This is a genomic window from Bradyrhizobium sp. CER78 (assembly GCF_029846235.1).
In the GTDB taxonomy this organism is placed as follows: domain Bacteria; phylum Pseudomonadota; class Alphaproteobacteria; order Rhizobiales; family Xanthobacteraceae; genus Bradyrhizobium.
On record NZ_JARVWP010000003.1, the window covers coordinates 350415 to 374654 of the forward strand.

Genomic DNA, 24240 nt, shown 5'->3' on the forward strand with positions numbered 1-24240 from the left:
GGCTCCTGCATCCTGTTCGCCTCAGTCTTGGTTCAGTAGCGCGCGATGACCGGCGCGTCGAACTTGTAGTTCATGCGCACCACCGCCCACTGGATGTCGCGCGGCTTGGCGTCGAACGCATAGGTGCCCGCGGCCGTGCCGGCGAGCTGATAGGTCTGACGCTCGAACGCCGCGTAATTGTACTCGACGCCGATGGTCCAGTTGCGGGTGATGCCGTACTCCCAGCCGGCACCGATGGTCCAGCCGCTGGCCCAATGGGTCTGGCTGCCGGAGCCGGTCGACGGCGGAACGTTGTCGACGACGGACAGGCGGTTGTTCACGCCGGCATAGCCGCCCTTGAAATAGAGCAGATTGTTCTGGATCGCGTAGCCGGCACGGCCGACGATCGTCGCCATGACATTCGAGCGCCAGCTGAATTGATCGTCGCGGCCGATTCCGAACACCGTGTTGGTGACGCGGCCGGAATTGTCGAGCCCGGAGACCGTGCCCTCGACGCCGAACACGAAGTCGTTGGCCTGCCAGTTGTAGCCGATCTGACCGCCGCCCACGAAGCCCGAGCCGCGCTGCCGAAAGCCCTGGCCGGGCGCGAGATCGCCGAACACCGTCGTGTTCGCGCTGTTGACCCACTGCTCGTTGGTCCAGGCGCCGCCGAGATGGCCGCCGACATAGAAGCCGGACCAGTTGTAGAGCGTTTCGACATAGGCCGGCGCCTTGGTGTAGGGACGCGCCGCGAGATCGGCGGCCGCGGCGGCACTGAGGCCGAGCGCGCTGGTTGCAGTCAACACGGCAATGAATTTGGCACGAAACACGATGGCACCCCCAGGTTGTCCGATGGGCACCAGCTTTCCCAGAGAGACCCTTACCAAAAGAAAACCGCGGGAACCGGCAGTGCAGAATCCGTGACCGCCGGTTTCGAATCATGTCTCGCTGTTGCAACCGCGCAACTTCTAGCAGCCAGATTAAGCAGCTGTTATCCTTGATAAATTCCTTCCGCGCGCACGGCCACGCGTCAGCTCGCGGCCGGCGAGTGCACGTGCTCCGGCCGCACCCCGACCGCAACGAGACGGGCCGCCAGCCCCTGCAGCCAGGGCATCGCCGTGATCAACCGCAACGCGAACGGCACCGGTTGATCGCCCCCCTTCAGCGCCGCGCTGATGATGTTGTCCTGTGCGATCACCTGCATGCGCTGCGTCACGCGCACCGGGAATTCGCGGCGACGCCGCACCGCATCGAGCTCGTCCTCCGACGGGCGGCCTTGTGCGAGCTTCGCCGCCAGGATGTTGGCGGTCGCGACCGCGTCCTGTACCGCGAGGTTGACGCCGACGCCGCCGATCGGCGACATCGCGTGCGCAGCGTCGCCGATGCAGAGCAGGCCCGGCAGAGTCCAGCGTGTCAGCCGGTTGATCGCGACCGTGAGCAGCTTGACGTCGTCGAAGCTCTTCACGTCGGCGATGCCGGCCTTGAGGATCGGCGCCAGCCGCAGCACGTCGTCGAGCAGCGCCGGCAATCCCCTCGCCTTCACGGCCTCGTATTGTCCCTTGGCGATCACATAGGCGCATTGCCAATAGTCGCCGCGATCGAACGTCACCATCATCTTGCCGTTGTCGATGCGGGCGAACAAACTCTCGGTCTCGTCCGGACGCCGCCCGACGCGAAACCACAGCACATCCATCGGCGCGCCGATCTCCTCGACCTTGAGGCCGGCGCGCTCGCGCACGATCGAATGGCGGCCGTCGCAGCCAATCGTGAGATCCGCCTCGATCTCGATGGGACCATCAGGCGTGTTCACGCGGACACCCGAAACGGCGTCGCCGCGCCGGATCAGGTCGGTCGCCTCTGCATTCATCAGCACCTTCAGCGAGGGGAAACGCCTGCCGCTCTCGCGCAGGAAATTGAGAAAATCCCACTGCGGCATCATCGCGATGAAGGGATATTTGACGCTGAGGCGGCTGAGGTCGGCGATCCGCACCGAGGTGCGGCCGAACATGCCGTCGAGCTTCTGGATGTTCTGGTGCGGCAGCTTCAGGAAGCCGTCGATCAGGCCGAGTTCGTCCATCACCTGCAGGGTCGAGGGATGCACGGTATCGCCGCGAAAGTCGCGGAAGAAGTCGGCGTGCTTCTCCAGCACCACGACGTCGATCCCGGCGCGTCCGAGCAGATAGCCGAGCATCATGCCGGCCGGCCCGCCGCCGACCACACAGCAGCGCACCTTCATCTGACGTGTGTTCGATCCTGCCGGATTGCCCGCATCCATGACGCCGTCCTTACGGTTGTCTCGCCGCTCCCCTTGTAACGCGGGCCGGACGACAAGGATGCAAGCTATCGCCGGAAGGTCTTGATTTCCGACACGCTGCCGTCGCGATAGGTCAGCTCCACCGAGACCGATTTGGTCTGCGGCGAGAGCTTCAGATAAGGCTGCGCGTCGGACGGGATCGCGCTCGGATCGCGCGAATTGCAGGGTGGCATCTTCAGCACCTTGTCAGGCACCGCGCTGTCGATGCCGATCCGCACCTCGCGGATCGCGCAGCGATACGACATCAGGTGGGTGTAGTAGACCAGCAGTCCGTTGAACTCGCGGAACGACAGCCAGCTCGTCGCAGTCATGTCGAGGATCTTGCGCTGGTCGCGAATCAGCGCGGCGTCGGGATCGAACTTGATCGGGAATGGCCCCTGCATTTCGCCCTGGGTATCGACATAGCGCAGCTCGATCGTGGCCGCCGGCGCGTCGGCGGGCAGCTCGATCGATGGATTGGGCATCCGCTTGCGCGTGCGCGGGTCGAGCGTGTCCATGAAGCCGGTTTCGCGGAAGTCGCCGCTATCGCCGATCCGCCAGGAAATGCCGAGCGTCGGATCGGCGATCGAGAAAACTACAGTCCAGCCGCCATTGTGCCGCGAGAAGCTCGCGATCGGCGCGTTGATCGCATCCTCCTTCGGCAGTTTCGGCACCGAGACCGGCGGCAGCGCGGCGACCTGCTGCGGCGGAGCGGACGGCTTGGCCGCCTCGGCCTGCGCCTTCGCGATCCCGTTCAGGAAGACGTCGTCGACCATCTGGTCGAAATAGACCGGGATCTGCTTGTGCTTCACGGTCTCGGCCATCTCGCTGACCAGGCGCCGCGTGCGCTGCGCGACCTGCACGAGGTTCTCGCCGGGCTGCAGCAGCTCCTTGGCAAAGGTTCGCGTGAACACCGAATTGGGATTGGCATCGTCGTTCGACAGCCGGTCGAGCGCGGTCTGGCGTGGCCCCGCCGAAAACACCGAGAACACGCCCTCGGGCAGCTGCGTCATCGGCGCGAGGCCGCCGCCGCCGGCAACCGCGCGCGTGCCGGCCCGCTCGAACGGATTGTTGCGGCAGGCATCGAACACCAGGATCGAGGTGCGCGCCTTCTTGTTCTGCAACCGCTCGATGATGCGGTCGGCGAGAACCGAGGCGTCGCGCACCAGCTCCTCCTGCCCTTCGGTCGCCGCCGGTACGTCGGTCGGCAGCAGGAAATTCTGGCCCGCGATCTCGAAGCCGTGACCGGCGTAGAAGAAGAACGCGGTATCGCCGGGTTCGACAGCGCGGTCGAAGGCGAGCAGCGTCTCGGAGAACGCCTGCCGGTTCAGATTCTCGGCCACCATGACGTTGAAACCGAGCTGCTTCAGCGTGTCGCCCATGGTGCGGGCGTCGTTGACCGCCTTCTGCAGCTTGGGCACGTTCCTGTAGTCATTGTTGCCGATCACCAGCGCGACGCGCTTTTCGGCCTGGGCAGGCGCCGCCGATGTGACGAATGCGACCGCCAACAGGGTCGCCGAAAGTCTCGAAAGCCAGCTCTTCATCCCGATTCCCGCCTGCGCCGCGCATGCGACCGCCGCCTAATAGTCGGATCAGCCGTTTGGCCGGTTCAAGGCCCGCGGCGGATGGCCGTCATGGCCGCCCATCCCGTAGCGACCATGGGGCGTCCCGTCCGTCCCAGGTCAAGTTTCTTTTTACAGCCCGCGTGATAGATTCGGGGCTTCACTCTGCCGCGAGTTCTCCACAGGTCCCAGGCGCTTTTCCGTGTACACATGGTCCACTGAGCAGGTCGATCCCCGGGATCGCTTCGACTATTGGCGCGAGGTGCGCGCCAAGGGGTTGTTCGGCGTCACCGCCGAACTCGAACCCGAGCACCGCCGCAACTTCTTCGGCGAGTTCTCGCTGCGCAAGCTCGGTGATGCCGGCCTGGTCGAGCTGCGGGCCTCGCCCTACCGCGTCGAACGGGGCGCGGGCGACATCGCCGACGCACGCAGCGACAGCCTGTGCATCTACCAGCAGCTCGGCGGCGGCGGCTGGTTCGGCGGCGCGCGGCTCGATGAGTTCGCGGTGCGCGACGGCATGCTCGCGACCAGCTATTCGGACCTGCCCTATCGCACCGTCCCGCTGCACGACGACGGCTTCCACCTGCGCATCATCAAGATCCCGGTGACCGATATCGTTCCGCGGGGCGCCGAGCTCGGCGAGCTCGTCCCCAGCCCCGTGCAGGATGAGGCCGCGCTGCAGCCACTGCTGGAATCATGCTTCCGCGACCTCGTCGAGGACAACGGCGCCGCGGCGGCGGACCCGGCCCCGATGGTGCAGGCGCTGGCCCATATCGCGCTGATCGAGCGCGGTGTCATGCGGCCCAAGAGCCGGCTCGCGCAGCAGGCGCTGCGAACCGCCCATCTGTCGCTGGCGCGCCGCCTGATCCGGCGGCATCTGCCCAATGCGGCGCTGACGCCCACCCTGATTGCGGGCCTGCTCGGCATCTCGGTCCGTCACCTGCACATCCTGTTCGAGGAGACGGAGATGAGCTTCTCGGAGACCGTCACCGCGCTCCGCCTCGCGCAAAGCCGCCGCCTGCTCCGCGAGCAGCCCGGGCAGACCATCGCCGAAGTCGCCTTTGCCTGCGGCTTCGAGAGCCTTGCGACGTTCTACCGCCTCTTCAACGCCGCCGAATCGATGACGCCGGGCGATTACCGGGCCCGACCGGCCTGAGCGTCCCTCCGGACGCGCAGGCGCACCGGGCTCTTGCGGGTTGCTAAAGCGCCTTGATGCCCGTAATCGGGATTCCCGGCGTCACGCGCCGCCCCTCGTCGTCCCCGGACTCCTGATGTCGAAGAAGATGATCAAGCCTGGACCCGACCTGCTGATGCAGGTCAATCAGGCTTTTCTCGACTACGGCTATAGCGGGCTGTCGATGGTCGGGCTGGCCAAGGCCTGCGGTTTCACGCAGCGCGCGCTGTACTACTACTTCAGCAACAAGGAAGAGGCATTTCGCGCCGTCATCGCCTGGCGCCACGTCGAGGACGTCGCGCTCGCGCTGGAGGCCGGCCGGACCGTGCGGGCAAAGGGCGGCGGCGCGCTCGATATCTTCGCGACGATTCTCGACGCCCGCTACGGCGAGACGCGGCGCCGCCTCACCGCTTCGCCGCACACCGTCGAGCTCAATGCCGAGGCCTTCAAGCGCTGCCGCGATCTGATGATCAAATCCGCCGTCTCGTTTCAGGCTGATCTGGAAAGACTGGTCATCGAGTTGCAAGCGGCACGGCTGCTCAAGCTGAACGGCGAGTTCACGCCGGAGCAGATCGCACAGGCGTTGGCCGACGGCGCCCGCGCCGTCAACCAGGCGCTGCCGCCGATCGCCCGTGACGACTTCTCGGCCCGCTACCGCCAGATGTGCGCCATGGTGCTCTACGGCTGCGCCGTGATGCCGAAGCGGAAGTAATCCGCGCTAAAGCGCGATGAGATTGGGTTGAATCCGTTTAGCGCTGTCTTGGTTCACCTCTCCCCGCCGGGGAGAGGTCGGATTGCGAAGCAATCCGGGTGAGGGCTCTTGCTCTCTCGATAGACCGTCACCCCTCACCCGATTTGCTGCGCAAATCGACCTCTCCCAAGGGAGAGGTGAACCTTCGGGGCCGTTCCAGCGCAACGTAATCTCATCGAGCCTCTAGCGCCCGCGCGCGGCCTCCCGATCAGCAAATCCCTCCGACAATCGACCATCAGCCGCCGGCCAGACCGTTTCCCGGCGCGCCGACAAGTTTTGACACGTGTTATCTATTTCATATTTTACATGACTATGTGAAATATACGATATTACATCGCAAGACCTTTGGAGAGTCTCGAATGGCTGACATGGGGCAACCGGACGATCCGGCCGATCGTCGCGCGGCCCGGCATTCTCCGGACCGATGTGATCAGCCTGCGCGCATTGAGAAGATAATTTCCGTCGATTTCGCCAGAACCGCGCTGGTGCTTCGCCCGGACCCGGCACTGCCAATTTCGTTACCGGCGAGGCGCGCTCTGACGCAGAGCGAGGGATCATGCACCGCACAAAGCTTGAGGACAGCCCGCACACGCGTGCGCCCGATGCCGTGGACCAGGCCGCAGCGATCGAACTCGCCCGTCGGGGCTCTCTGACGACCAGCAATCGCGGCTGGGTGCCGCTGCTCGAAGCCTGCCTTGCCGACTTCAAGGACGCGATGGAGGCCGGTGATACCGCGGGCATTCCTGCGCTGGTCAAGATCATCGCCGACCTTGCGCTGATCGAGCGCGGCGCGATCAGGCCGGGCAGCCGCCGCGCCCAGCAGGCACTGCGCGTCGGCCGGCTCAGCCTCGCGCGCCGTCTGATCACGCGCCACCTCGCCAAGCCCGCGCTGTCGCCGGGCATGGTCGCCGAGATGCTCGGCGTCTCGATCCGTTACCTGCACGTGCTGTTCGAAGCAACCGGCGCGAGCTTCTCGCAGACCGTCACCGCGCAGCGCCTGAGCGAGAGCCGCAAGCTGCTGTGCGAAAAGCCGCCGCGGCCGATCGCCGATATCGCCTTCTCCTGCGGCTTCGGCAGCCTGGCCACCTTCTACCGGATCTTCAGCGCATCGGAAGGCCTGACGCCTGGCGAGTACCGGGCTGCGGGGCACTAGCCGCGGCGGCGACCCGATGAGGCCTTACGGCCACACTTGGCTGCATTTTTGCGGCAGGCGCGCTTTGGACCGACGGTATGCGCGCACTGAGAAGACGCCGCACGACCGTTACGCCAGAAACAACCAGTTACATTGGCATGCGGGGGCAAGGTCATGGCGAGCGGCGGCGGGTCGGGGATTTGGCGCGGCGCGCTGCTCGGCTCGGCGTCGTTGATCGCGCTGAGCTCCGCGGCCGAGGCTGCGGTCTACTGCACGGGCGTCGGCACCGCCAACGTGCTCTGCGACGCCGCCCACCCCTCGGACGGCGGGCTCAACACGAGTTTCGGCGGTGATCTCACGGTCAACATCAACGCCGGCGCCGGGATCACGACCCGCGGCGTGACCGCGAGCAGCAGCGGCAACCTCACTTTCAATCACAACGACCCCGCCGGCATCACGGCGCACCAGCCGTACAATGGCATCGGACTCTCCGCCCTCGGCACGATCACCTACACGGGATCGGCCGACGTCACCGCCGACGGGTACGCGATCACTGCCGGAATCGGCAACGGTCTGACCTCCATTACGCAGACCGCCGGCACGATCAGGGGCGGCACCGGCATCCAGGCCGTGGGCAGCGGAGCGAATGCCAGCGTCAACATCAACACGGTCGGCAGCCGGATCGTGGCCGGTCAGGCAATCTTCGTCGTGACCGACGGCAGCCAATCCGACGTCACGATCGCGACAGGCGCAGTCAACGGTATCACAACCCAAGCCGGCGGCGCGATCTACGTCCGGATGGGACAGAGCCTTCATACTGCACGCAACCTTTCCGTCACCACTAACGGCGCGATCGTCGGCGGCATCTATCTCCAGAACGGCGGCGTCGGGACCGTCGACCTCACCACCAATGCGAGCGTCTCGGGCAACATCACCGTCGAGGGCAACAATTCGGCCAATGCCAACGCGTTCACGGTGAAGCTCAACCAGGATGTCAGCGGCTCCGTGAGCTTGCAGAACTACGGCACTGGGACCACGACGGTCCGAACGCACGGCATCACGGGTGGGACGCTTTCGGTGTCCGCCGCCGGCGGCGCCAACAACAGCCTTGTCGTGGACGGCAATATTGCCAGGGGAAGCGGCCCCGATACGGCCTACTACGGCGCCCTGGCGTCCGTCGCTTTCTCTGCGGCCAGCGGCACCAACACCGCGACCTTCAATGGCGATATTTCCGGAACCTTCGACACCAGGACTTCGACCTCCAAATCGGCCGGTGGCAGCGTCGCCGGCCTATCGGCCGCGCTAGGCAGTACATCCAGCAATGGATCGGCGACACTGAACGCCAATGGATCGATTGCGATCACCGGCATGACAAGGTCCGGCTCCGTCGCAAATGTGACGGGGGCCGCCTTGTCGGCCTTCGGCGAGGTCCCGGTCGACTTCAACCTGCACGGCGCCGTGACGGCCACGTCGATCAGCGACACCGCGTCGAAAGTCGTCGGCGTCAGCGTGGGACAAAACAATCTGAGCACAGTCCGGTTGACCGCCGACGGCGCCGTGACGGCGACCGCGATCGGCGCTGGCAGCACCGCCACCGGCATCAGCGCCTCAGGCGGCAGCTTTGCTCCGAGCAACATCAACACCGGCATCCTCACCGTTCACGCCAATGGCGATGTGAGCGCGACCTCGGATGGCGCCGCGACCGGCATCGGGCTGAGCCGCGGCAGCACCAGATTCGCGGCCTTGACCGCGGGGCTCGGCGGCATCGATCTCGACACCAAGGGGACCGTGAGCGCCACCTCGGCAAGCGCGGCGGCGATCGGCATCAGCGGCGTCATGGTGAATGGCGCCGACAACGCCGCGACGCTGGCGCTGCGCGCTGAAGGCAACGTGATTGCGAGCGGCACGGCGGCCGGCAGCTACGGCATCTTCGCCCAGCGCGACGGTCTGGGCGATATCAGGATCGATGCGCTCGCCGGCGTGCAGAGCTCAGGCGTCGGCATTGCCGCATCGCGCTCGACACCGGGCAACATCTTCATCACGACCGGGACATCAGTCACCGGCACCACCGGCATCACGACGTCGGGCGGCACCACCACCTTGATCGCGAACGGCATCATCACCGGCACCGGCGGCACCGCCGTCCAGTTCGGCGGCACCAACGATGTGCTGCAAGTCCAGTCCGGCGCCGTGTTCAACGGCAACATCGTCGGCAGCGGCACCAGTATCGTACAGTTCGGCGGAACCACCGCGTCGAGTTTCGACCTGTCGAAACTTGGCAGCGGCTTCGCCAATTTCGGGGTTCTCGCCGGCTCGAACTGGAGCTTTACCGGCAACTCGAACTTTGCCGGGTCTGTCAACGTCGACAGCGTGTTCATCCTCAACGGCGCGATGCCGAATGCAAGCGTCACGGTCGGCCCGAACGGCACGCTCGGCGGCAACGGCACCATCGGCAACACTGTGATCAGCGGCACGCTGTCGCCCGGCAATTCGCCGGGGACCATCACGATGGCGAGCCTGACCATGACCGCGGCGGCGACTTATCTGGTGCAGGTCACCAACACGATCAGCGACAAGGCGATCGTGACGGGCACCGCTAACATCGCCGGCAACGTCATCGTGCAGCCGCTCGAACGGATCACCAGGAAGACCACCTACACCATCGTCAATGCGGGAACGCTGAGCGGCACGTTCGGCTCGGCAAGCCTGTTGCTCGCCAACAACCTCGCGCGCAATCCGGTGCTGAGCTACGTCGGCAACGACGTGCTGCTGTCGGTCGATCCCGGCCTGCTCTCCCCGATCCTGCCGGCCAATGCCGGCATCAATCACAGGAGCGTCGCGGGTGCGATCGACAACGGCCTGCTCGGCGGCGCCAATCTCTCCAACGCCTTCAGCGCGATCTTCAACCTGTCGGGAGACAATCTCCTGAACGGCCTGACCCAGCTCTCGGGCGAGAGCGCGGCCGGTTCGCAGCAGACCACGTTCAACGCCATGAACCAGTTCATGGGTACGATGCTCGATCCCTTCGTCGACGGCCGCGGTGCAACGACGATGCCGACCGTGTCGACGGCTTACACCGACGACAATTCCCTGGCCTTTGCGGCAAAGCATCCGACCAGCGACACTTATGCCGCGATTTATCGCAAGGCGCCGATTGCCCAGGGCTACGATCCGCGCTGGAGCATGTGGGCAGCGGCCTACGGCGGCTCACAGTCCACCGACGGCAACACGGCGCTCGGCTCGAACAACACCACCAGCCAGGTGTTCGGCACCGCGATTGGCGCCGACTACCGCTTCTCGCCGAACACGATCGCCGGCTTCGCGCTCGCTGGCGGCGGCACCAATTTCAGCGTCGCCAACAGCGGCGGCGGCCGCTCCGACCTGTTCCAGGCCGGCGCCTTCATCAGGCACACTATCGGCGCGGCGTACCTTGCCGGTGCGCTGGCCTATGGCTGGCAGGACATCACCACGGACCGCACCGTGATCGTCGGCAGCATCGATCGCCTGCGCGCCGAGTTCATGGCCAATGCCTGGTCGGGCCGCGCCGAGGGCGGCACCCGCTTCGTCGCACCATGGATCGGCGGCGTTGGTCTTACGCCCTACGCCGCCGGCCAGTTCACGACGTTCCAGCTTCCGGGTTACGCCGAGCAGGCGATCGTCGGCGCCAACACCTTTGCGCTCGCTTACAACGCGAAGAGCGTCACCGACAGCCGCAGCGAGCTCGGCCTGCGCGCCGACAAATCCTTCGCGCTGTCAGATGCGGTGCTGACGCTGCGCGGCCGCGCGGCCTGGGCGCATGATTTCAACCCCGACCACAGCATCGCCGCGACATTCCAGACCCTGCCCGGCGCGAGCTTCGTCGTGAGCGGCGCGGCGCAGGCCGCCGACTCCGCGCTCACCACCGCCTCCGCCGAGCTGAAATGGGCGAACGGCTGGTCGGCGCTTGCAAGCTTCGAGGGCGAGTTCTCCAACGTGACCCGCTCCTACGCCGGCAAGGGCGTGGTCCGCTATGCCTGGTAATGCCTTGCGGCGAGCATGCGTCTGCGTGATTTCGGAATATTAGAAAAGTATCCGTGAGTTGCCCGACGTGTCAACTGGCGTGGTCGAACGCCGGCCACCGCCGGCTGCTTTGCATGGGGTTGTTTTCGATATTTTGCCAACGCGCCTCCCCGCAAAGGCGGCGCAGGCCCTCGCCGGGGGCCTCGTCATCGGACTGGGGACTGGCGATTCATTTGACCGTCAAATGACGGAAATGACGGTTATTTTGGCGAAAACGTTAAGCTTTTTGGCCCATCCGGCCGGTTCCAAGATTGACTTTACCGGTTTCGCCCCTATGTTGCGGGGCAACGCGGCCCTCGGATCGAAACGCGATTCGTCAGGTTTGCCGTCCGTCAGCGTTAGTCAGAGCCCCCGAGCTTTATAGAAAAGCGAGCCGTTTCGGGGCCGAACGCGACAGCCTTTTACCTTCGATTCCGAACGGCGGTTTCGACCAGAGGCTCAATGTCTTTTTCCAATCTAGGCCTGTCCGATAAGGTCCAAGCCGCTGTTGCGGCCACCGGTTACACCACCCCCACCCCCATCCAGGAACAGGCAATCCCGCACGTCCTCGCCCGGCGCGACGTCCTCGGCATTGCCCAGACCGGCACCGGCAAGACCGCTGCCTTCGTTCTCCCGATGCTCACCATCCTCGAGAAGGGCCGCGCCCGGGCACGGATGCCGCGCACGCTGATCCTCGAGCCGACTCGTGAGCTTGCCGCGCAGGTGAAGGAGAACTTCGACAAATACGGCGCCGGGCAGAAGCTCAACGTCGCCCTGCTGATCGGCGGCGTCTCGTTCGGCGACCAGGACTCCAAGCTGATGCGCGGCGTCGACGTCTTGATCGCAACGCCCGGCCGCCTGCTCGACCATACCGAACGCGGCGGATTGCTGCTCACCGGCGTCGAGCTGCTGGTCATCGACGAAGCCGACCGCATGCTTGACATGGGCTTCATCCCCGACATCGAGCGCATCTGCAAGCTCGTTCCCTTCACGCGGCAGACCCTGTTCTTCACCGCAACGATGCCGCCGGAAATCAGCCGCATCACCGAGGCCTTCCTGCACAACCCGGCCCGGATCGAGGTGTCCAAGCCCGCGACGACTGCGGTGACCGTGACCCAATCGCAGGTGCCCGCCGGCCGCGAGCCGCACGAGAAGCGCGAGATCCTCCGCCGCCTGCTGCGCGATGCCAAGGACCTCAACAACGCGATTATCTTCTGCAATCGCAAGCGCGAAGTCGCCGTCCTTCACAAATCGCTGCAGAAGCACGGCTTCAGCGTCGGCGCCCTGCATGGCGACATGGACCAGAGCGCGCGCATGGCCGCGCTCGATCAGTTCCGCAAGGGCGAGCTGCCCCTGCTGGTCGCCTCCGACGTCGCCGCCCGCGGCCTCGATATCCCGGCCGTCAGCCACGTCTTCAATTTCGATGTGCCGCATCACCCCGATGACTACGTCCATCGCATCGGCCGCACCGGACGCGCCGGACGCACCGGCACCGCGATCTCCATCGTCACCCCGCTCGACAGCAAGTCGATGGCCGCAATCGAGAAGCTGATCGGTCAGCAGATTCCGCGCACCGAGGGCGACTACACCGTTCACAGCGACGCCTCCGACGAGGACGCCGCGCCGCGCCGCTCGCGCAGCCGCGAAGGTTCGCGCGATGGCGCCCGCGGCGGCCGCAAGCCGCGGCGTGAACGCGAAGCGCGCGAGCCGCGTCACGACCAGGAGCCCCGCCAGGAGCGTGCAGCCAAGCCGGAGCGCGAGCCGCGCCACGGCCGTGGCTCTTCGCCCCAGGCAGCTCCGTCGCATGTGCCGTCGATCGGACGTGCCGAACCGCGGCGGCCGCAGCGCGAGGTCGACCACGAGCCCGCCGATCATTCGCACCTGCCCGCCTTCCTGCTGCGACCCGTGCGCGCACGCGCCTAAGGGCTGCTGTGTTGCCGCCGCGCCAGCGGCGGTATTCCGGACAGTTGATGTTGCCGCCGGCCGTCGTCACACGCGCTGATCTCCCGCGTTTGAAACAAATGCGCCCTGTTTTCGCATCGCGTTGACACGCAAGCGAAAAGCTTCCGAAAGCCGCTCGCGAACGCGACGGCGTCAGGCGCATTGAACAATAGTCGCGGCCGGCTTCCCGTAGTTCTACTGTTTACCTTGCCTTCACTCTCGTCCCGTACCCTCGCCCCTATAATTTAGTCATTGCTGCCCGACACGACCGGCATTGGTGCATTGAGGACGTAACAGTGGTCAAACTGCTGGACGAACACGAACGTACGTTGGCCTTTGCCGAAGTCGCGCTTGGTCAGATCCGCTCGCTTCGCCAGACCGCCGTCCCCCGCAATTATGAGATCTGGTACGTCTACGCGACCGGATACAACGCACCGCTCAACAAGGTCATCAACGAGACGCTGGCGCGCAGCGGCAAGCTCTCTGAATCCGATCTCGAGCAGATCTACGAAACCTATCTTTCGCACATCAAGACCTCGGACCGCATCGACAAGGTCGGCGCGCGCGTCATCGGCGAGATCGATGCCGTCATGAAGCTGATCACCGATGCGCTCGGTGTGTCCGCGACCTATGACGCCAGCCTCGTCGGCGCCAGCGACCGCCTCTCGACCGCGACGACCCGCGACCAGATCAAGACCATCGTCGAGGGGCTCGCCAAATCGACCCGTGAGATGCGCGAGACCAATCAGGCGCTGGAGAACCGGCTCGCGCTGTCCAAGTCTGAGATCAACGAGCTGCAGCACAGCCTCGAGGCGATCCGCGCCGAGAGCCTGACCGATCCGCTCACCGGCCTCGGCAACCGGAAATATTTCGACCGCTCGATGGACATGGCGGTGCAGGCCGCGCTGGCCAGCGGCGAGCCGCTGTCGCTCCTGATGTTCGACATCGATCACTTCAAGTCGTTCAACGATTCCTACGGCCATCTCACCGGCGATCAGGTGCTGCGGCTGGTGGCGCAATCGCTGAAGCAGACCATCAAGGGCCAGGACATCACTGCCCGCTACGGCGGCGAGGAATTCGCTGTCGTGCTGCCCAACACCGCGCTGCGCCAGGCGCTGACGGTCGCCGATCACATCCGCCGTGCCGTGATGGCCAAGGAGCTGAAGAAGAAGTCGACCGGTGAAATCCTCGGCCGGGTCACGATCTCGGTCGGCGTCTCCATGTTGAAACCGGCCGACGACACGGATTCGCTGATCGAGCGCGCCGATGCCTGCCTCTATGCCGCCAAGCGCGCCGGCCGCAACCGCGTGATCTGCGAGGCCGATCCGGAATTCAGCGCCGAGACGCAATCGCGCGTGGCGTGATCTGATCGCTTAAATTCCGCCGTCGTCATTGCGAGCGAAGCGAAGCAATCCATCGTGCCGCATATGTGGAACGATGGATTGCTTCGTCGCTATCGCTCCTCGCAATGACGTGGAGGGGTTTCGCCCGTCAGAATCAGGATAGTTTTCTTTTCTGTGTCCGCTTCTTTGAAGGTCGCTTCGCCGCAGACTTCCTCACCGCCGCCTTCGCCTTGTTGCCTGCAACTTTCTTTGCAGCAGCCTTCTTCGTCGACGCCTTCGCCTTCCTTGGCCGCTTGCGCAGCGCGGCACGCTGGGCGGCGCCGAGTGCCGAGCGCGCCCAGACCGCGAGTTCCTCGGAATCATCGAACAGCCGGGCCGGCAGCTGCCAGTAGGAGTTCACCGTCACCGTCTTGGAACGCGTCTGGTACTGGAACGGCCCACAGCCCTCCGCCTCGAATTGCGGGATGGTTTCTTCGTCGGCGCGGAAGTAGAGCCCGGCACGCAGCGCGAGCGCGAAATTGGTGCCGTCAGCGGAAATGCCGTAGCCGGAGAACATCCGGCGCAGCGTGACCGGGCCGAAATCGGCGAACAGGTCGGTCAGGAATTCGCGGTCCATGTGCCCATCGCCCCGCTTTGCGCGCTCAGGGGAAGAGCGCGTCTCCATCCACGTCATTGCGAGCCAACGGGTCGCGCGAACGCGCGCCCGATAACAGGCTCCGCGAAGCAATCCATCCAACCGGGTATGCGGACCCATGGATTGCTTCGTCGCTATCGCTCCTCGCAATGACGCCGGATGGAATTGGTGGTTGCGCCGCAGAGACCGGCGTTCCCTTGATCTTCTAGACCGTGGCCGGCTTGAGCTGCACCGATTCGCCGCAGCCACAGGCGGAAACCTGGTTCGGGTTGTTGAACACGAACTGGGCCTGCATCTTGTCGGCCACGTAGTCCATCTCGGTGCCGAGCAGGAACAGCACGGCCTTCGGATCGACCAGGATCTTCACGCCCTTGTCCTCGACCACTTCGTCGGTCGGGCGGATCTCGTGGGCGTATTCGACGGTGTAGGACTGTCCGGCGCAGCCGCCATTCCTGATGCCGACGCGCAGGCCGACGATCTCCGAGTCAGCGCGCTTGGTCAGCTCGGAAATCCGTTCCGCCGCGGCATCGGTCAGCTTCATGACCTGCGGGCGCGGCCGCTTCGGCTTGGCTGGGGTTGGTGAAACTTGCGTCATGTCACTCATGTGGTCAGTCCCAGCGGCAAATCAATTGCCGGATATTCCAAGGTTAAGTTCAATCCCCTAACGCATCACCACATATTGAGGACGAGGCGCGCCTCATCCGACATCCGGTCCGGCGTCCAGGCCGGATCCCAGACCAGATTGACGTTGACGACACCGACGCCGGGAACGCTGGCGACCGCGTTCTCGACCATGGTCGGCAGCTCGCCGGCCGCCGGGCAGTTCGGCGTGGTCAGGGTCATCAGGATGTCGACCGAGCGATCATCCTTGAGATCGACCTTGTAGATCAGGCCGAGCTCGTAGATGTCGGCCGGGATTTCCGGGTCGAACACCGTCTTCAGCGCCGCGACGATTTCGCCGCTCATGCGCTCGGTCTCCTCCGCCGGCAGTGCCGAGGTGGTTTCCATGGTGGCCGTCTTGACTTCGGCTGTATCGGTCATGCGAACAATTCCCGCGCCTTGATCAGCGCCTGCGCCAGATGGTCGACTTCTTCCCTTGTATTATACATCCCGAAGGATGCCCGGCAGGTGGCCGTGACGTTGAACCGCTCTAAAAGCGGCATCACGCAATGGGTCCCGGCGCGCACGGCGATGCCCTGCCGATCGATCACGGTCGCGACATCGTGGGGATGCGCGCCCTTCATCTCGAACGAGATCACCGGGCCCTTGTTGCGGGCGATGCCGATCACGCGCAGCGAGTTGATCTCGCGCAGGCGCTCCTGCGCGTAGGTGAGCAGCTCGTGCTCATGCGCGGCGATGCGCTCCTTGCCGATCGAATTGACGTAGTCGATGGCGGCGCCGAGCCCGATCGCCTCGACGATCGGCGGCGTGCCGGCCTCGAACTTGTGCGGCGGATCGCCATAGGTGACCCAGTCCTTGGCCACTTCACGGATCATCTCGCCGCCGCCGTTGAACGGCCGCATCGCCACCAGATGCTCGTGCTTGGCATAGAGCGCGCCGATGCCGGTCGGCCCGTACACCTTGTGGCCGGTAAAGGCGTAGAAATCGCAGTCGAGGTCCTGCACGTCGATCGGCAGATGCACCGCGCCCTGCGCACCGTCGACCAGCACCGGAATGCCGCGGGCGTGGGCGAGCCGGATCACCTCCTTGACCGGGACCAGTGTGCCGAGCGCGTTCGACATCTGGGTGACGGCGACGATCTTAGTGCGCGGTGTGAGGAGCTTCTCGAACTCCTCGATCAGGAAGTTGCCTTCGTCGTCGACCGGCGCCCACTTGATCACGGCGCCCTGGCGTTCCCTGAGGAAGTGCCACGGCACGATGTTGGAGTGGTGCTCCATGATCGAGAGGACGATCTCGTCGCCCTCCTTGAGGTTCTCTCCGCCCCAGGACGACGCCACCAAATTGATCGCCTCGGTGACATTGCGGGTGAAGACGATCTCTTCGTTGCGGCGCGCGTTGATGAACTGCGCGACCTTGCCGCGGGCGCCCTCATAGGCCTCCGTCGCGGCATTGGCGAGGTAATGCAGGCCGCGATGCACGTTGGCGTATTCGCTCTTGTAGGCCTCAGTCATGCGGTCGAGCACCGCATTCGGCTTCTGCGCCGAAGCGGCGTTGTCGAGATAGACCAGCGGCTTGCCGTAGATCTGCATGGCGAGCGCCGGGAAATCCTGCCGCACCAGCGCGACGTCGTAAGAACCGTTGGCGACCGCCTTGTGCATGCTCACGCCCTCGCTTCCAGCCAGCGCTGCGCGGTGGCGATTGCCACCTCGCGCAATGCGTCGCTGGTGATGCTCTCGATCGCCTCGCCGACGAAGGCCTGGATCAGCAGCGCCTGGGCTTCCTTCTCGGGCAGGCCGCGGGCGCGCATGTAGAACAGCAGGCTCTCGTCGAGCGCACCGGTGGTCGCACCGTGACCGCAGGTGACGTCGTCGGCGAAGATCTCGAGTTCCGGCTTGTTGTCGGCTTCCGCATCGTCGGACAGTAGCAGCGCGCGGGTCATCATCTTGGCGTCGGTCTTCTGCGCGTCCGGACGCACGATGATGCGGCCCTGGAACACGCTATGGGCGCGGTCGTCGACGACCGCGCGGAAGATCTCGCGGCTCGCGCAGTGCGGCACCGCGTGATCCATGAACAGCGTGGTGTCGGCGTGCTGCGTGCCGTTGATCAGATTGACGCCGTTGGTCTCGACCTTCGAGCCCTCGCCGGCGCAGGTCACCGTCAGCTGATAGCGGCTGACATGACCGCCCGAGGTCAGGCCGAACGTGTTCAGGTGAGCGTGCGCGCCGAGCGAAATCGTCGCCGAGGAAATGTTGAACGCATCGACGCTGTCCTCGACCAGACGCACGTGGTCGAACCGTGCATTGTCGCCGATCGCGACGACCAGCCCGTCATGCGCCTGGTAGGCCTTGGCGCCCTCACCGGCGAGATAGCTCTCCACCAGCGTGACATTGGTATCGCGGCCGAGCCGCAGCAGCGAGCGCGTGAACATCGAGGCCGGCGCCGTGCCGGAGGCGACGTGCACGATGTGCAGCGGCTGTGCCAGCACCGTGCCGTCGGCGAGCTCGATGACGACGCCATCGGTCGCCATCGCGCCGTTCAGCGCGATCATCGGATTGGAGATGTCAGTGGCAAAGGCCTGCGCCGAGAGCGCGCCATCGCTGGCGTCGAGCACGTCGCGCAGCGGACGGATGCCGAGCCCCTTTTCGAGGCTGCCGAGATCGGACAGATCAGGCGCGAACGCGCCATCGACCAGCACCAGGCGGCGTACGCCGTCGATCGCCCGCAGCTTGACGGCGGCAGCAGCGCGAGCCAGCGCCGCTGCGTCCGGCGCAGGCGCCAGCGGCAGCACCTCGCGCATCAGCGCGCGCAAATCGGTGTACTTCCAATCCTCGATCCGGCGATGCGGCAGGCCCGAGCGCTCATAGGCCTCGAATGCTTCGCGGCGCTGATCGGCGATCTTGCCCTTGCCCGGCAGACGGTCGCGCGCGACGGCGAATGCATCGCCCAGCGCGCGCCCGGTCTCGGTCTTTGCGACAACGTTCATTTGAAAACCCGTATTTGTCAGGCAGCGTCTTCGAACTGCGCGTAACCGGACTCTTCCAGCTCCAGCGCCAGTTCCTTGCCGCCGCTCTTCACCACCCGGCCCTTCGACATCACGTGCACGAAGTCAGGCACGATGTAGTTGAGCAGCCGCTGGTAGTGGGTGATCACGACCATCGCGCGCTCCGGCGAGCGCAGCGCGTTGACGCCGTCGGCCGCGATCCGCAGCGCGTCGATGTCGAGGCCGGAATCCATTTCGTCGAGGATGCAGACGGCCGGCTCGAACAGCGCCATCTGCAGGATCTCGTTGCGCTTCTTCTCGCCGCCGGAGAAGCCGACATTGACGCCACGCTTCAGCATGTCCTGCGGAATGTTCAGCGACTTGGCGACTTCGCGGACCTTCTTGAGGAAGGCCGGTGACGAGATCTCGTCCTCGCCGCGCGCCTTGCGCTGGGCGTTGAGCGCCGCGTGCAGGAAGTTCCAGGTGGTCACGCCGGGGATCTCGACCGGATACTGGAACGCCAGGAACACGCCCTTGGCGGCGCGCTCGTTCGGCTCCATCTCCAGGAGGTCCTCGCCCCTGAACAGGATCTGGCCGCCGGTGACTTCATAGCCCGGCTTGCCGGCGATGACGTGCGACAGCGTCGACTTGCCGGAGCCGTTCGGCCCCATGATCGCGTGCACCTCGCCCGGGTTCACCGTGAGCGACAGCCCGTGGAGGATCTCACGTTCCTCGACACGAACCTGCAGATCTTTCACTTCCAGCAGAGACATCTGATTTTTTCCTGAGCATCATCCCGGGGCGCGTCGGCCGCGCCCTTAAGCGGGATGGATTAGCCAACCGAACCTTCAAGGCTGATCGAGATCAGCTTCTGCGCTTCCACCGCGAACTCCATCGGCAGTTGCTGCAGCACGTCCTTCACGAAACCGTTGACGACGAGGCCGACGGCTTCCTCCTGCGAGAGCCCGCGCTGGATGCAGTAGAACAGCACGTCCTCGGAAATCTTCGACGTCGTCGCTTCATGCTCGAACGTCGCCGAGGAATTCTTGGCCTCGACATAGGGCACGGTGTGCGCGCCGCATTTGTCGCCGATCAGAAGCGAGTCGCAGGCGGTGTAGTTGCGCGCGCCAGTGGCTTTACGATGCGCGCTGACGAGGCCGCGATAGGTGTTCTGCGACTTGCCGGCGGCGATGCCCTTGGAGATGATCCGGCTCGACGTGTTCTTGCCGAGATGAATCATCTTGGTGCCAGAGTCGACCTGCTGGAAACCGTTCGAGATCGCGATCGAGTAGAATTCGCCGCTCGAATTGTCGCCGCGCAGGATGCAGCTCGGATACTTCCAAGTGATCGCCGAACCAGTCTCGACCTGGGTCCAGGAGATCTTGGAATTCTTGCCGCGGCAGTCGCCACGCTTGGTGACGAAGTTGTAGATGCCGCCCTTGCCCTCGGAATTGCCGGGGTACCAGTTCTGCACCGTCGAATACTTGATCTCGGCATCGTCGAGCGTGATGAGCTCGACCACTGCGGCGTGCAGCTGGTTCTCGTCGCGCTGCGGCGCGGTGCAGCCTTCAAGATAGGAGACGTAGGAACCCTTGTCGGCGATGATCAGCGTGCGCTCGAACTGGCCGGTGTTGCGCTCGTTGATGCGGAAATAGGTCGACAGCTCCATCGGGCAGCGCACGCCCGGCGGCACGTAGACGAACGAGCCGTCCGAGAACACCGCCGAGTTCAGCGTCGCGAAATAGTTGTCCGAGGTCGGCACGACAGTGCCGAGATACTTTTGCACCAGCTCGGGATGCTCGCGGATCGCCTCCGAGATCGGCATGAAGATCACGCCGGCCGCCTTCAGCTCCTTCTGGAATGTGGTCGCAACCGAGACCGAATCGAACACGGCATCGACCGCGATCTTGCGGTTCGCAGACGGCGGACCGCCCGGCGGGGGCTCGACGCCCTCGAGGATCGCAACCTCGCGCAGCGGGATGCCGAGCTTCTCATAGGTCTTGAGAATTTCCGGATCGATCTCGTCGATCGAAGACAGCGTCTTCTTCGGCTTCGGCGCCGCGTAGTAGTAGATGTCCTGGTAGTCGATCTTCGGATAGTCGACGCGCGCCCAGGTCGGCTCGGTCATGGTCAGCCAGCGGCGATACGCCTCCAGGCGCCATTCCAGCATCCAGGCCGGTTCGTTCTTCTTTGCTGAGATGAAGCGGACGGTGTCTTCCGACAGTCCCTTCGGGGCCTTGTCGGACTCGATCTGCGTCTCAAACCCATATCGATACTGGTCGACGTCGATGCGCCGGACGCGCTCGACCGTCTCTTGTACAGCAGGCATTCATATCCTCCGCTCGCGGTTTCAAGGACCGCGGTGGATCTCAGTTCCGAAAATCTCTTACGATGCTTGAGGACGAAATCCGCTTAGAACAGTTCAAGCTGTGTTTCGTCGTTCCCCCTTAACTAAGGTATCGGCGAGCTTTCGCCAAGCCTTGAGGGTCAAATCCACGTCTGTCTCCGTGGTAGACCAGCCAAGACTGAGCCGCACCGCTCCCTGGGACACCTCCGAGCGGTATCCCATTGCCTCCAGGACATGGGACGGCTGGACCTTGCCCGACGAACAGGCGGAACCGGAGGACACCGCTACCCCACCGAGGTCGAATCCGATCACCGCCGTTTCAGCCTTCAATCCCGGCGCGGTGAATAGAACGGTATTCGGCAACCGTTTGACGTCATCAGAGAACACCAGCACGTCCGGCGTCTGCCGCAACCCGTGCTCGAGCCGGTCGCGTAGCCCCCGGACGCGGGCGGCGTCGGCCTTCAACGCCGCCATCGCGGCCTTCACGGCCGCACCAAAGCCTGCGATCCCCGCGACGTTCTCGGTCCCTGCCCGACGCCCGAGCTCCTGCCCGCCGCCGCGCAGTGACGCCTCCAGTCCTTCGACGCCTTCGGCAAGCACCAGTGCGCCGGTGCCCTTCGGTCCACCGATCTTGTGCGCCGACAGCGTCACGAGATCGGCCTGGGACGAAGTGAGGTCGAACGGGATCTTCCCGAACGCCTGGATCGCATCGACATGCAGCAGGCCGCCGGCCGCGTGGACGATCGCGGCGACGTCCGCCACCGGCTGGATGGCGCCCGTCTCGTTGTTCGCCAGCATCACCGAGACCAGCGCGGACGGACCATCCGCCAGCAGCGCGCGCAGATGGTCGAGATCGATCACCCCGGCGCGCGTGACATTGACGGTGCCGATCGCTCCACGCGAAAACCGCCCACCCGCGAGGACGGACGCATGCTCGATCGCGGACACCAAAAGCCGCTCGACCGGCGCGCCCGCACCGCGGCGCATTCCCGGTGTCAAGGCGAGCGCATTGGCTTCGGTCCCGCCGGAGACAAACACGACGTCCTGCGGCCGGCCGCCGACCGCCTTCGCCACCGCGTTGCGCGCATCCTCGACCATCCGGCGCGCGCGGCGTCCCTCGCTGTGCACCGAGGACGGGTTGCCGCTCAACTCCCACGCCGCGGCCATCGCCGCTTTCGCTTCCTGGCGAAGCGGCGTGGTGGCATTCCAGTCGAGATAGACGCGATCGGCCATCGAGCTTGTCCGCGGCAACCACCGTGGTTGCGGCCTTCCACTGCGACATAACGACAGTCGGGCAGCGAGACCAGATCAGAGTCAGCCGTGCCTGAGATTTTTCACGCGCACGGAAACCTCACCTGTGTTGCCAGGCAAGACATCCGTTTGCGGCGAGCGCGATAGCAATGCGACAAACCAAAACTTCAGGTAGCCAACGAACAATTCGGCGTGTTGAACCGCACCGCGCGGCGCAGCGCTGATTCACGCCGGCCAAGCGGCACAATTTCCTTGATTTTTGCCCCTTGCGTCATGCTAGAAGGCCCTCCAGCGTGCCGCCCGGCGGCGCCTGTGCCGATTTCATCATGAGCCGCCCTGTTCGCGCCCCGTCGCTGAAGATGGCTCCAACCGGTTGATTGATCGACGTCAATCAAGGGAACGCGTCAATCAAGGGAACACAATGCCTGAAGTCATTTTCACCGGCCCTGCTGGCCGTCTCGAGGGCCGCTATCATCCGGCCAAGCAGAAGAACGCGCCGATTGCGATGATCCTGCATCCGCATCCGCAGTTCCACGGCACGATGAATCACCAGATCGTCTACCAGTGCTATTACGCGTTTGCGCATCGCGGCTTCTCGGTGCTGCGCTTCAACTTCCGTGGCGTCGGCCGCAGCCAGGGCTCGTTCGACCACGGCACCGGCGAACTGTCCGACGCCGCGAGCGCGCTCGACTGGGCGCAGGCGATCAATCCCGAGGCGCGCGCCTGCTGGGTTGCGGGCTTCTCGTTCGGTGCATGGATCGGCATGCAGCTCCTGATGCGCCGGCCGGAGGTCGAGGGCTTCATCTCGATCGCGCCGCCCGCCAATCTCTACGACTTCTCGTTCCTCGCGCCCTGCCCGTCGTCGGGCCTGATCGTGCACGGCGACAAGGATGCCGTGGTGCCGCCCAAGGACGTCAACACGCTGGTCGAGAAGCTGAAGACGCAAAAGGGCATCGTGATCGACCAGCAGGTCATCCCCGGCGCCAACCACTTCTTCGACGGCAAGCTCGAGCCGCTCATGGAGACGGTGACCGGCTATCTCGACATGCGGCTGGCTAACGTGCGCTGACGCGGGGCGCTGACCTTGTAGCCCGGATGAAGCGTAGCGAAATCCGGGACCACTCTCGCCGCGGACAAGAACCCCGGATTGCGCTTCGCTGCATCCGGGCTACGCATCCCTCACTCCGGCGCCAGCTTCAGCGCGGCGATCCCGATCAGCACGAACACGATCCCGGCAACCTTCATCGGATTCAGCGCCTCGTTGAACAGCAGCACGCCCATGGTCAGCGTGCCGGCCGCGCCGATGCCGGTCCACACCGTGTAGGCGACGCCGACGCCGAGCACCTGCAGCGCGCGCCCGAGCAGGAACACGAACGCGGCGAGCAGCAGCAGCGAGACCAGCGTCCAGCCGAGCCGTGTATAGCCTTCGGCATACTTCATCGAGATCGCCCAGCCGACATCGAGAAGACCGGCGACGACGAGCGCGATCCAGGCAACCGAGTGCGACATGGCTTACGCGGCAAGCTTCAGCATGTGCGCGCGGTGGCCGACCAGGAACGCGTGCAGCAGCGCGGGATAATCCGGTGACACCGCGCTGCGAACGCTCGGCCGCTGCGCCAGCGCGCTACGCCAGGCACGGAGCTTCGGCGTGTGGGTGAAGACCGCAAGATCGGTGAGCTGATCGAACAGATCGAAATAGCGGAAGATCGGCGCGAACACCGCATCGACCAGGCTGAACCTCTCGCCTGCGAAGAACGGACCCGCGCCGAGCGCAGCCTCGACGCGCGCGAATTTCGCGGCGACCGCCTGCCGCTTGCCCTCGAAGGCCGCCGCATCGGTCGCGGTCTCGAGCCCCCAGAGATCGCCGAGAATCGCCGAGCCGAACTCCATCCAGGCGCGATGCTCGGCGCGGGTGAGCGGATCCTGCGGATGCAGCTTCGCGCCGCCTTGCGTCTCCTCGATGTACTCGCAAATCACGTTGCTCTCGAACAGCGCGACCTCCTTGCCGTCGCCACCGGTCACGACCAGCACCGGCACCTTGCCGAGCGGCGAGATCTTCAGGAACCAGTCGGGCTTGTTGGCGAGATCGATGTCGATCCGCTCGAACGGCACGCCCTTCTCTTGCAGCGCGATCACCGCGCGTTGCACATAGGGACAGAGCTTGTGGCTGATCAGCTTCAGGGCGGCCATGACG

20 protein-coding genes are annotated in these 24240 nt (G+C 65.0%); 7 read left to right on the forward strand and 13 right to left on the reverse strand.

Annotated features, from left to right (window positions below; genetic code table 11):
• Positions 1-32: 32 nt before the first annotated feature.
• The 3 genes from QDT69_RS07590 to QDT69_RS07600 all read right to left on the reverse strand — a co-directional run bounded on the left by QDT69_RS07590 (position 33) and on the right by QDT69_RS07600 (position 3816).
• A complete protein-coding gene (locus QDT69_RS07590) occupies positions 33-809 on the reverse strand; it encodes an outer membrane beta-barrel protein (protein ID WP_279705978.1) in 777 nt (258 codons plus the stop codon).
• A 200-nt stretch (positions 810-1009) separates the two neighbouring features.
• Positions 1010-2254, reverse strand: coding sequence for an FAD-dependent oxidoreductase (locus QDT69_RS07595; protein WP_279705979.1), 1245 nt, complete (start codon positions 2252-2254; stop codon positions 1010-1012).
• Between the two features lie 65 nt (positions 2255-2319).
• Positions 2320-3816: a caspase family protein gene (locus QDT69_RS07600; protein ID WP_279705980.1), complete on the reverse strand. Its 1497-nt coding sequence runs from the start codon at positions 3814-3816 to the stop codon at positions 2320-2322.
• Between the two features lie 220 nt (positions 3817-4036).
• Here QDT69_RS07600 and QDT69_RS07605 point away from each other — a divergent pair, with 220 nt between their 5' ends.
• The 6 genes from QDT69_RS07605 (at position 4037) to QDT69_RS07630 (ending at position 14234) form a co-directional block, all read left to right on the forward strand.
• Positions 4037-4990: a helix-turn-helix transcriptional regulator gene (locus QDT69_RS07605; RefSeq protein WP_279705981.1), complete on the forward strand. Its 954-nt coding sequence runs from the start codon at positions 4037-4039 to the stop codon at positions 4988-4990.
• A gap of 115 nt (positions 4991-5105) precedes the next feature.
• Entirely contained in the window at positions 5106-5720 is a 615-nt protein-coding gene (locus QDT69_RS07610) for a helix-turn-helix domain containing protein (RefSeq protein WP_279705982.1), read from the forward strand.
• Positions 5721-6315: 595 nt separating this feature from the next.
• Positions 6316-6912 (forward strand): helix-turn-helix transcriptional regulator, encoded by a 597-nt coding sequence (locus QDT69_RS07615; protein WP_347952028.1) that lies wholly within the window; start codon positions 6316-6318, stop codon positions 6910-6912.
• A 153-nt stretch (positions 6913-7065) separates the two neighbouring features.
• Positions 7066-10911, forward strand: a complete 3846-nt coding sequence (locus QDT69_RS07620; protein WP_279705983.1) for an autotransporter domain-containing protein — start codon at positions 7066-7068, stop codon at positions 10909-10911.
• A gap of 480 nt (positions 10912-11391) precedes the next feature.
• Entirely contained in the window at positions 11392-12852 is a 1461-nt protein-coding gene (locus tag QDT69_RS07625) for a DEAD/DEAH box helicase (protein WP_279705984.1), read from the forward strand.
• A gap of 314 nt (positions 12853-13166) precedes the next feature.
• The gene (locus QDT69_RS07630; RefSeq protein WP_279705985.1) at positions 13167-14234 is read left to right on the forward strand and encodes a GGDEF domain-containing protein; all 1068 of its coding nucleotides are present in this window, start codon (positions 13167-13169) and stop codon (positions 14232-14234) included.
• A 133-nt stretch (positions 14235-14367) separates the two neighbouring features.
• On the opposite strand, the gene QDT69_RS07635 is transcribed toward QDT69_RS07630, so the two are convergent.
• The 8 genes from QDT69_RS07635 to QDT69_RS07670 all read right to left on the reverse strand — a co-directional run bounded on the left by QDT69_RS07635 (position 14368) and on the right by QDT69_RS07670 (position 22028).
• On the reverse strand, positions 14368-14829 hold the full coding sequence (locus QDT69_RS07635; protein ID WP_279705986.1) for a TfoX/Sxy family protein: 462 nt from the start codon (positions 14827-14829) through the stop codon (positions 14368-14370).
• Positions 14830-15052: 223 nt separating this feature from the next.
• On the reverse strand, positions 15053-15442 hold the full coding sequence (locus QDT69_RS07640) for an iron-sulfur cluster assembly accessory protein (protein WP_279706193.1): 390 nt from the start codon (positions 15440-15442) through the stop codon (positions 15053-15055).
• 74 nt (positions 15443-15516) lie between these two features.
• On the reverse strand, positions 15517-15888 hold the full coding sequence (locus QDT69_RS07645; RefSeq protein ID WP_021081118.1) for an SUF system Fe-S cluster assembly protein: 372 nt from the start codon (positions 15886-15888) through the stop codon (positions 15517-15519).
• The gene (locus QDT69_RS07650) at positions 15885-17132 is read right to left on the reverse strand and encodes a cysteine desulfurase (protein WP_279705987.1); all 1248 of its coding nucleotides are present in this window, start codon (positions 17130-17132) and stop codon (positions 15885-15887) included. The genes QDT69_RS07645 and QDT69_RS07650 overlap by 4 nt, the downstream gene beginning before the upstream one ends.
• Positions 17129-18451 carry a Fe-S cluster assembly protein SufD gene (sufD, locus tag QDT69_RS07655; protein WP_279705988.1) on the reverse strand — a complete coding sequence of 441 codons (1323 nt, stop codon included), beginning with the start codon at positions 18449-18451 and terminating at the stop codon, positions 17129-17131. Before sufD ends, QDT69_RS07650 begins: the two co-directional genes overlap by 4 nt.
• A gap of 17 nt (positions 18452-18468) precedes the next feature.
• Positions 18469-19221, reverse strand: coding sequence for a Fe-S cluster assembly ATPase SufC (gene sufC / locus QDT69_RS07660; RefSeq protein WP_028332213.1), 753 nt, complete (start codon positions 19219-19221; stop codon positions 18469-18471).
• Between the two features lie 59 nt (positions 19222-19280).
• Complete coding sequence (gene sufB, locus QDT69_RS07665; RefSeq protein ID WP_279705989.1) at positions 19281-20777, reverse strand: Fe-S cluster assembly protein SufB; 1497 nt, start codon at positions 20775-20777, stop codon at positions 19281-19283.
• Positions 20778-20870: 93 nt separating this feature from the next.
• The gene (locus tag QDT69_RS07670; protein WP_279705990.1) at positions 20871-22028 is read right to left on the reverse strand and encodes a cysteine desulfurase family protein; all 1158 of its coding nucleotides are present in this window, start codon (positions 22026-22028) and stop codon (positions 20871-20873) included.
• A 439-nt stretch (positions 22029-22467) separates the two neighbouring features.
• Between QDT69_RS07670 and QDT69_RS07675 the strand changes: the two genes are divergently transcribed.
• The gene (locus QDT69_RS07675) at positions 22468-23115 is read left to right on the forward strand and encodes an alpha/beta hydrolase (RefSeq protein ID WP_016843213.1); all 648 of its coding nucleotides are present in this window, start codon (positions 22468-22470) and stop codon (positions 23113-23115) included.
• 110 nt (positions 23116-23225) lie between these two features.
• Here the strand turns inward: QDT69_RS07675 and QDT69_RS07680 are convergent, their stop codons facing one another.
• Complete coding sequence (locus QDT69_RS07680; RefSeq protein ID WP_279705991.1) at positions 23226-23555, reverse strand: multidrug efflux SMR transporter; 330 nt, start codon at positions 23553-23555, stop codon at positions 23226-23228.
• A gap of 3 nt (positions 23556-23558) precedes the next feature.
• Complete coding sequence (locus tag QDT69_RS07685) at positions 23559-24236, reverse strand: glutathione S-transferase family protein (protein ID WP_279705992.1); 678 nt, start codon at positions 24234-24236, stop codon at positions 23559-23561.
• Positions 24237-24240: the final 4 nt, after the last annotated feature.

Excerpts from the sequence above, each read along its gene's own strand:
- QDT69_RS07600 (WP_279705980.1), bottom strand. The coding sequence starts at position 3,816 with ATGAAGAGCTGGCTTTCGAGACTTTCGGCGACCCTGTTGGCGGTCGCA.
- QDT69_RS07615 (WP_347952028.1), top strand. The coding sequence starts at position 6,316 with ATGCACCGCACAAAGCTTGAGGACAGCCCGCACACGCGTGCGCCCGAT.
- QDT69_RS07620 (WP_279705983.1), top strand. The coding sequence starts at position 7,066 with ATGGCGAGCGGCGGCGGGTCGGGGATTTGGCGCGGCGCGCTGCTCGGC.
- QDT69_RS07635 (WP_279705986.1), bottom strand. The coding sequence starts at position 14,829 with ATGGACCGCGAATTCCTGACCGACCTGTTCGCCGATTTCGGCCCGGTC.
- QDT69_RS07640 (WP_279706193.1), bottom strand. The coding sequence starts at position 15,442 with ATGACGCAAGTTTCACCAACCCCAGCCAAGCCGAAGCGGCCGCGCCCG.
- QDT69_RS07685 (WP_279705992.1), bottom strand. The coding sequence starts at position 24,236 with ATGGCCGCCCTGAAGCTGATCAGCCACAAGCTCTGTCCCTATGTGCAA.
- QDT69_RS07675 (WP_016843213.1), top strand. The coding sequence starts at position 22,468 with ATGCCTGAAGTCATTTTCACCGGCCCTGCTGGCCGTCTCGAGGGCCGC.
- sufD (WP_279705988.1), bottom strand. The coding sequence starts at position 18,451 with ATGAACGTTGTCGCAAAGACCGAGACCGGGCGCGCGCTGGGCGATGCA.
- sufB (WP_279705989.1), bottom strand. The coding sequence starts at position 20,777 with ATGCCTGCTGTACAAGAGACGGTCGAGCGCGTCCGGCGCATCGACGTC.
- QDT69_RS07595 (WP_279705979.1), bottom strand. The coding sequence starts at position 2,254 with ATGGATGCGGGCAATCCGGCAGGATCGAACACACGTCAGATGAAGGTG.
- QDT69_RS07645 (WP_021081118.1), bottom strand. The coding sequence starts at position 15,888 with ATGACCGATACAGCCGAAGTCAAGACGGCCACCATGGAAACCACCTCG.
- QDT69_RS07670 (WP_279705990.1), bottom strand. The coding sequence starts at position 22,028 with ATGGCCGATCGCGTCTATCTCGACTGGAATGCCACCACGCCGCTTCGC.
- QDT69_RS07610 (WP_279705982.1), top strand. The coding sequence starts at position 5,106 with ATGTCGAAGAAGATGATCAAGCCTGGACCCGACCTGCTGATGCAGGTC.
- QDT69_RS07680 (WP_279705991.1), bottom strand. The coding sequence starts at position 23,555 with ATGTCGCACTCGGTTGCCTGGATCGCGCTCGTCGTCGCCGGTCTTCTC.
- QDT69_RS07625 (WP_279705984.1), top strand. The coding sequence starts at position 11,392 with ATGTCTTTTTCCAATCTAGGCCTGTCCGATAAGGTCCAAGCCGCTGTT.
- sufC (WP_028332213.1), bottom strand. The coding sequence starts at position 19,221 with ATGTCTCTGCTGGAAGTGAAAGATCTGCAGGTTCGTGTCGAGGAACGT.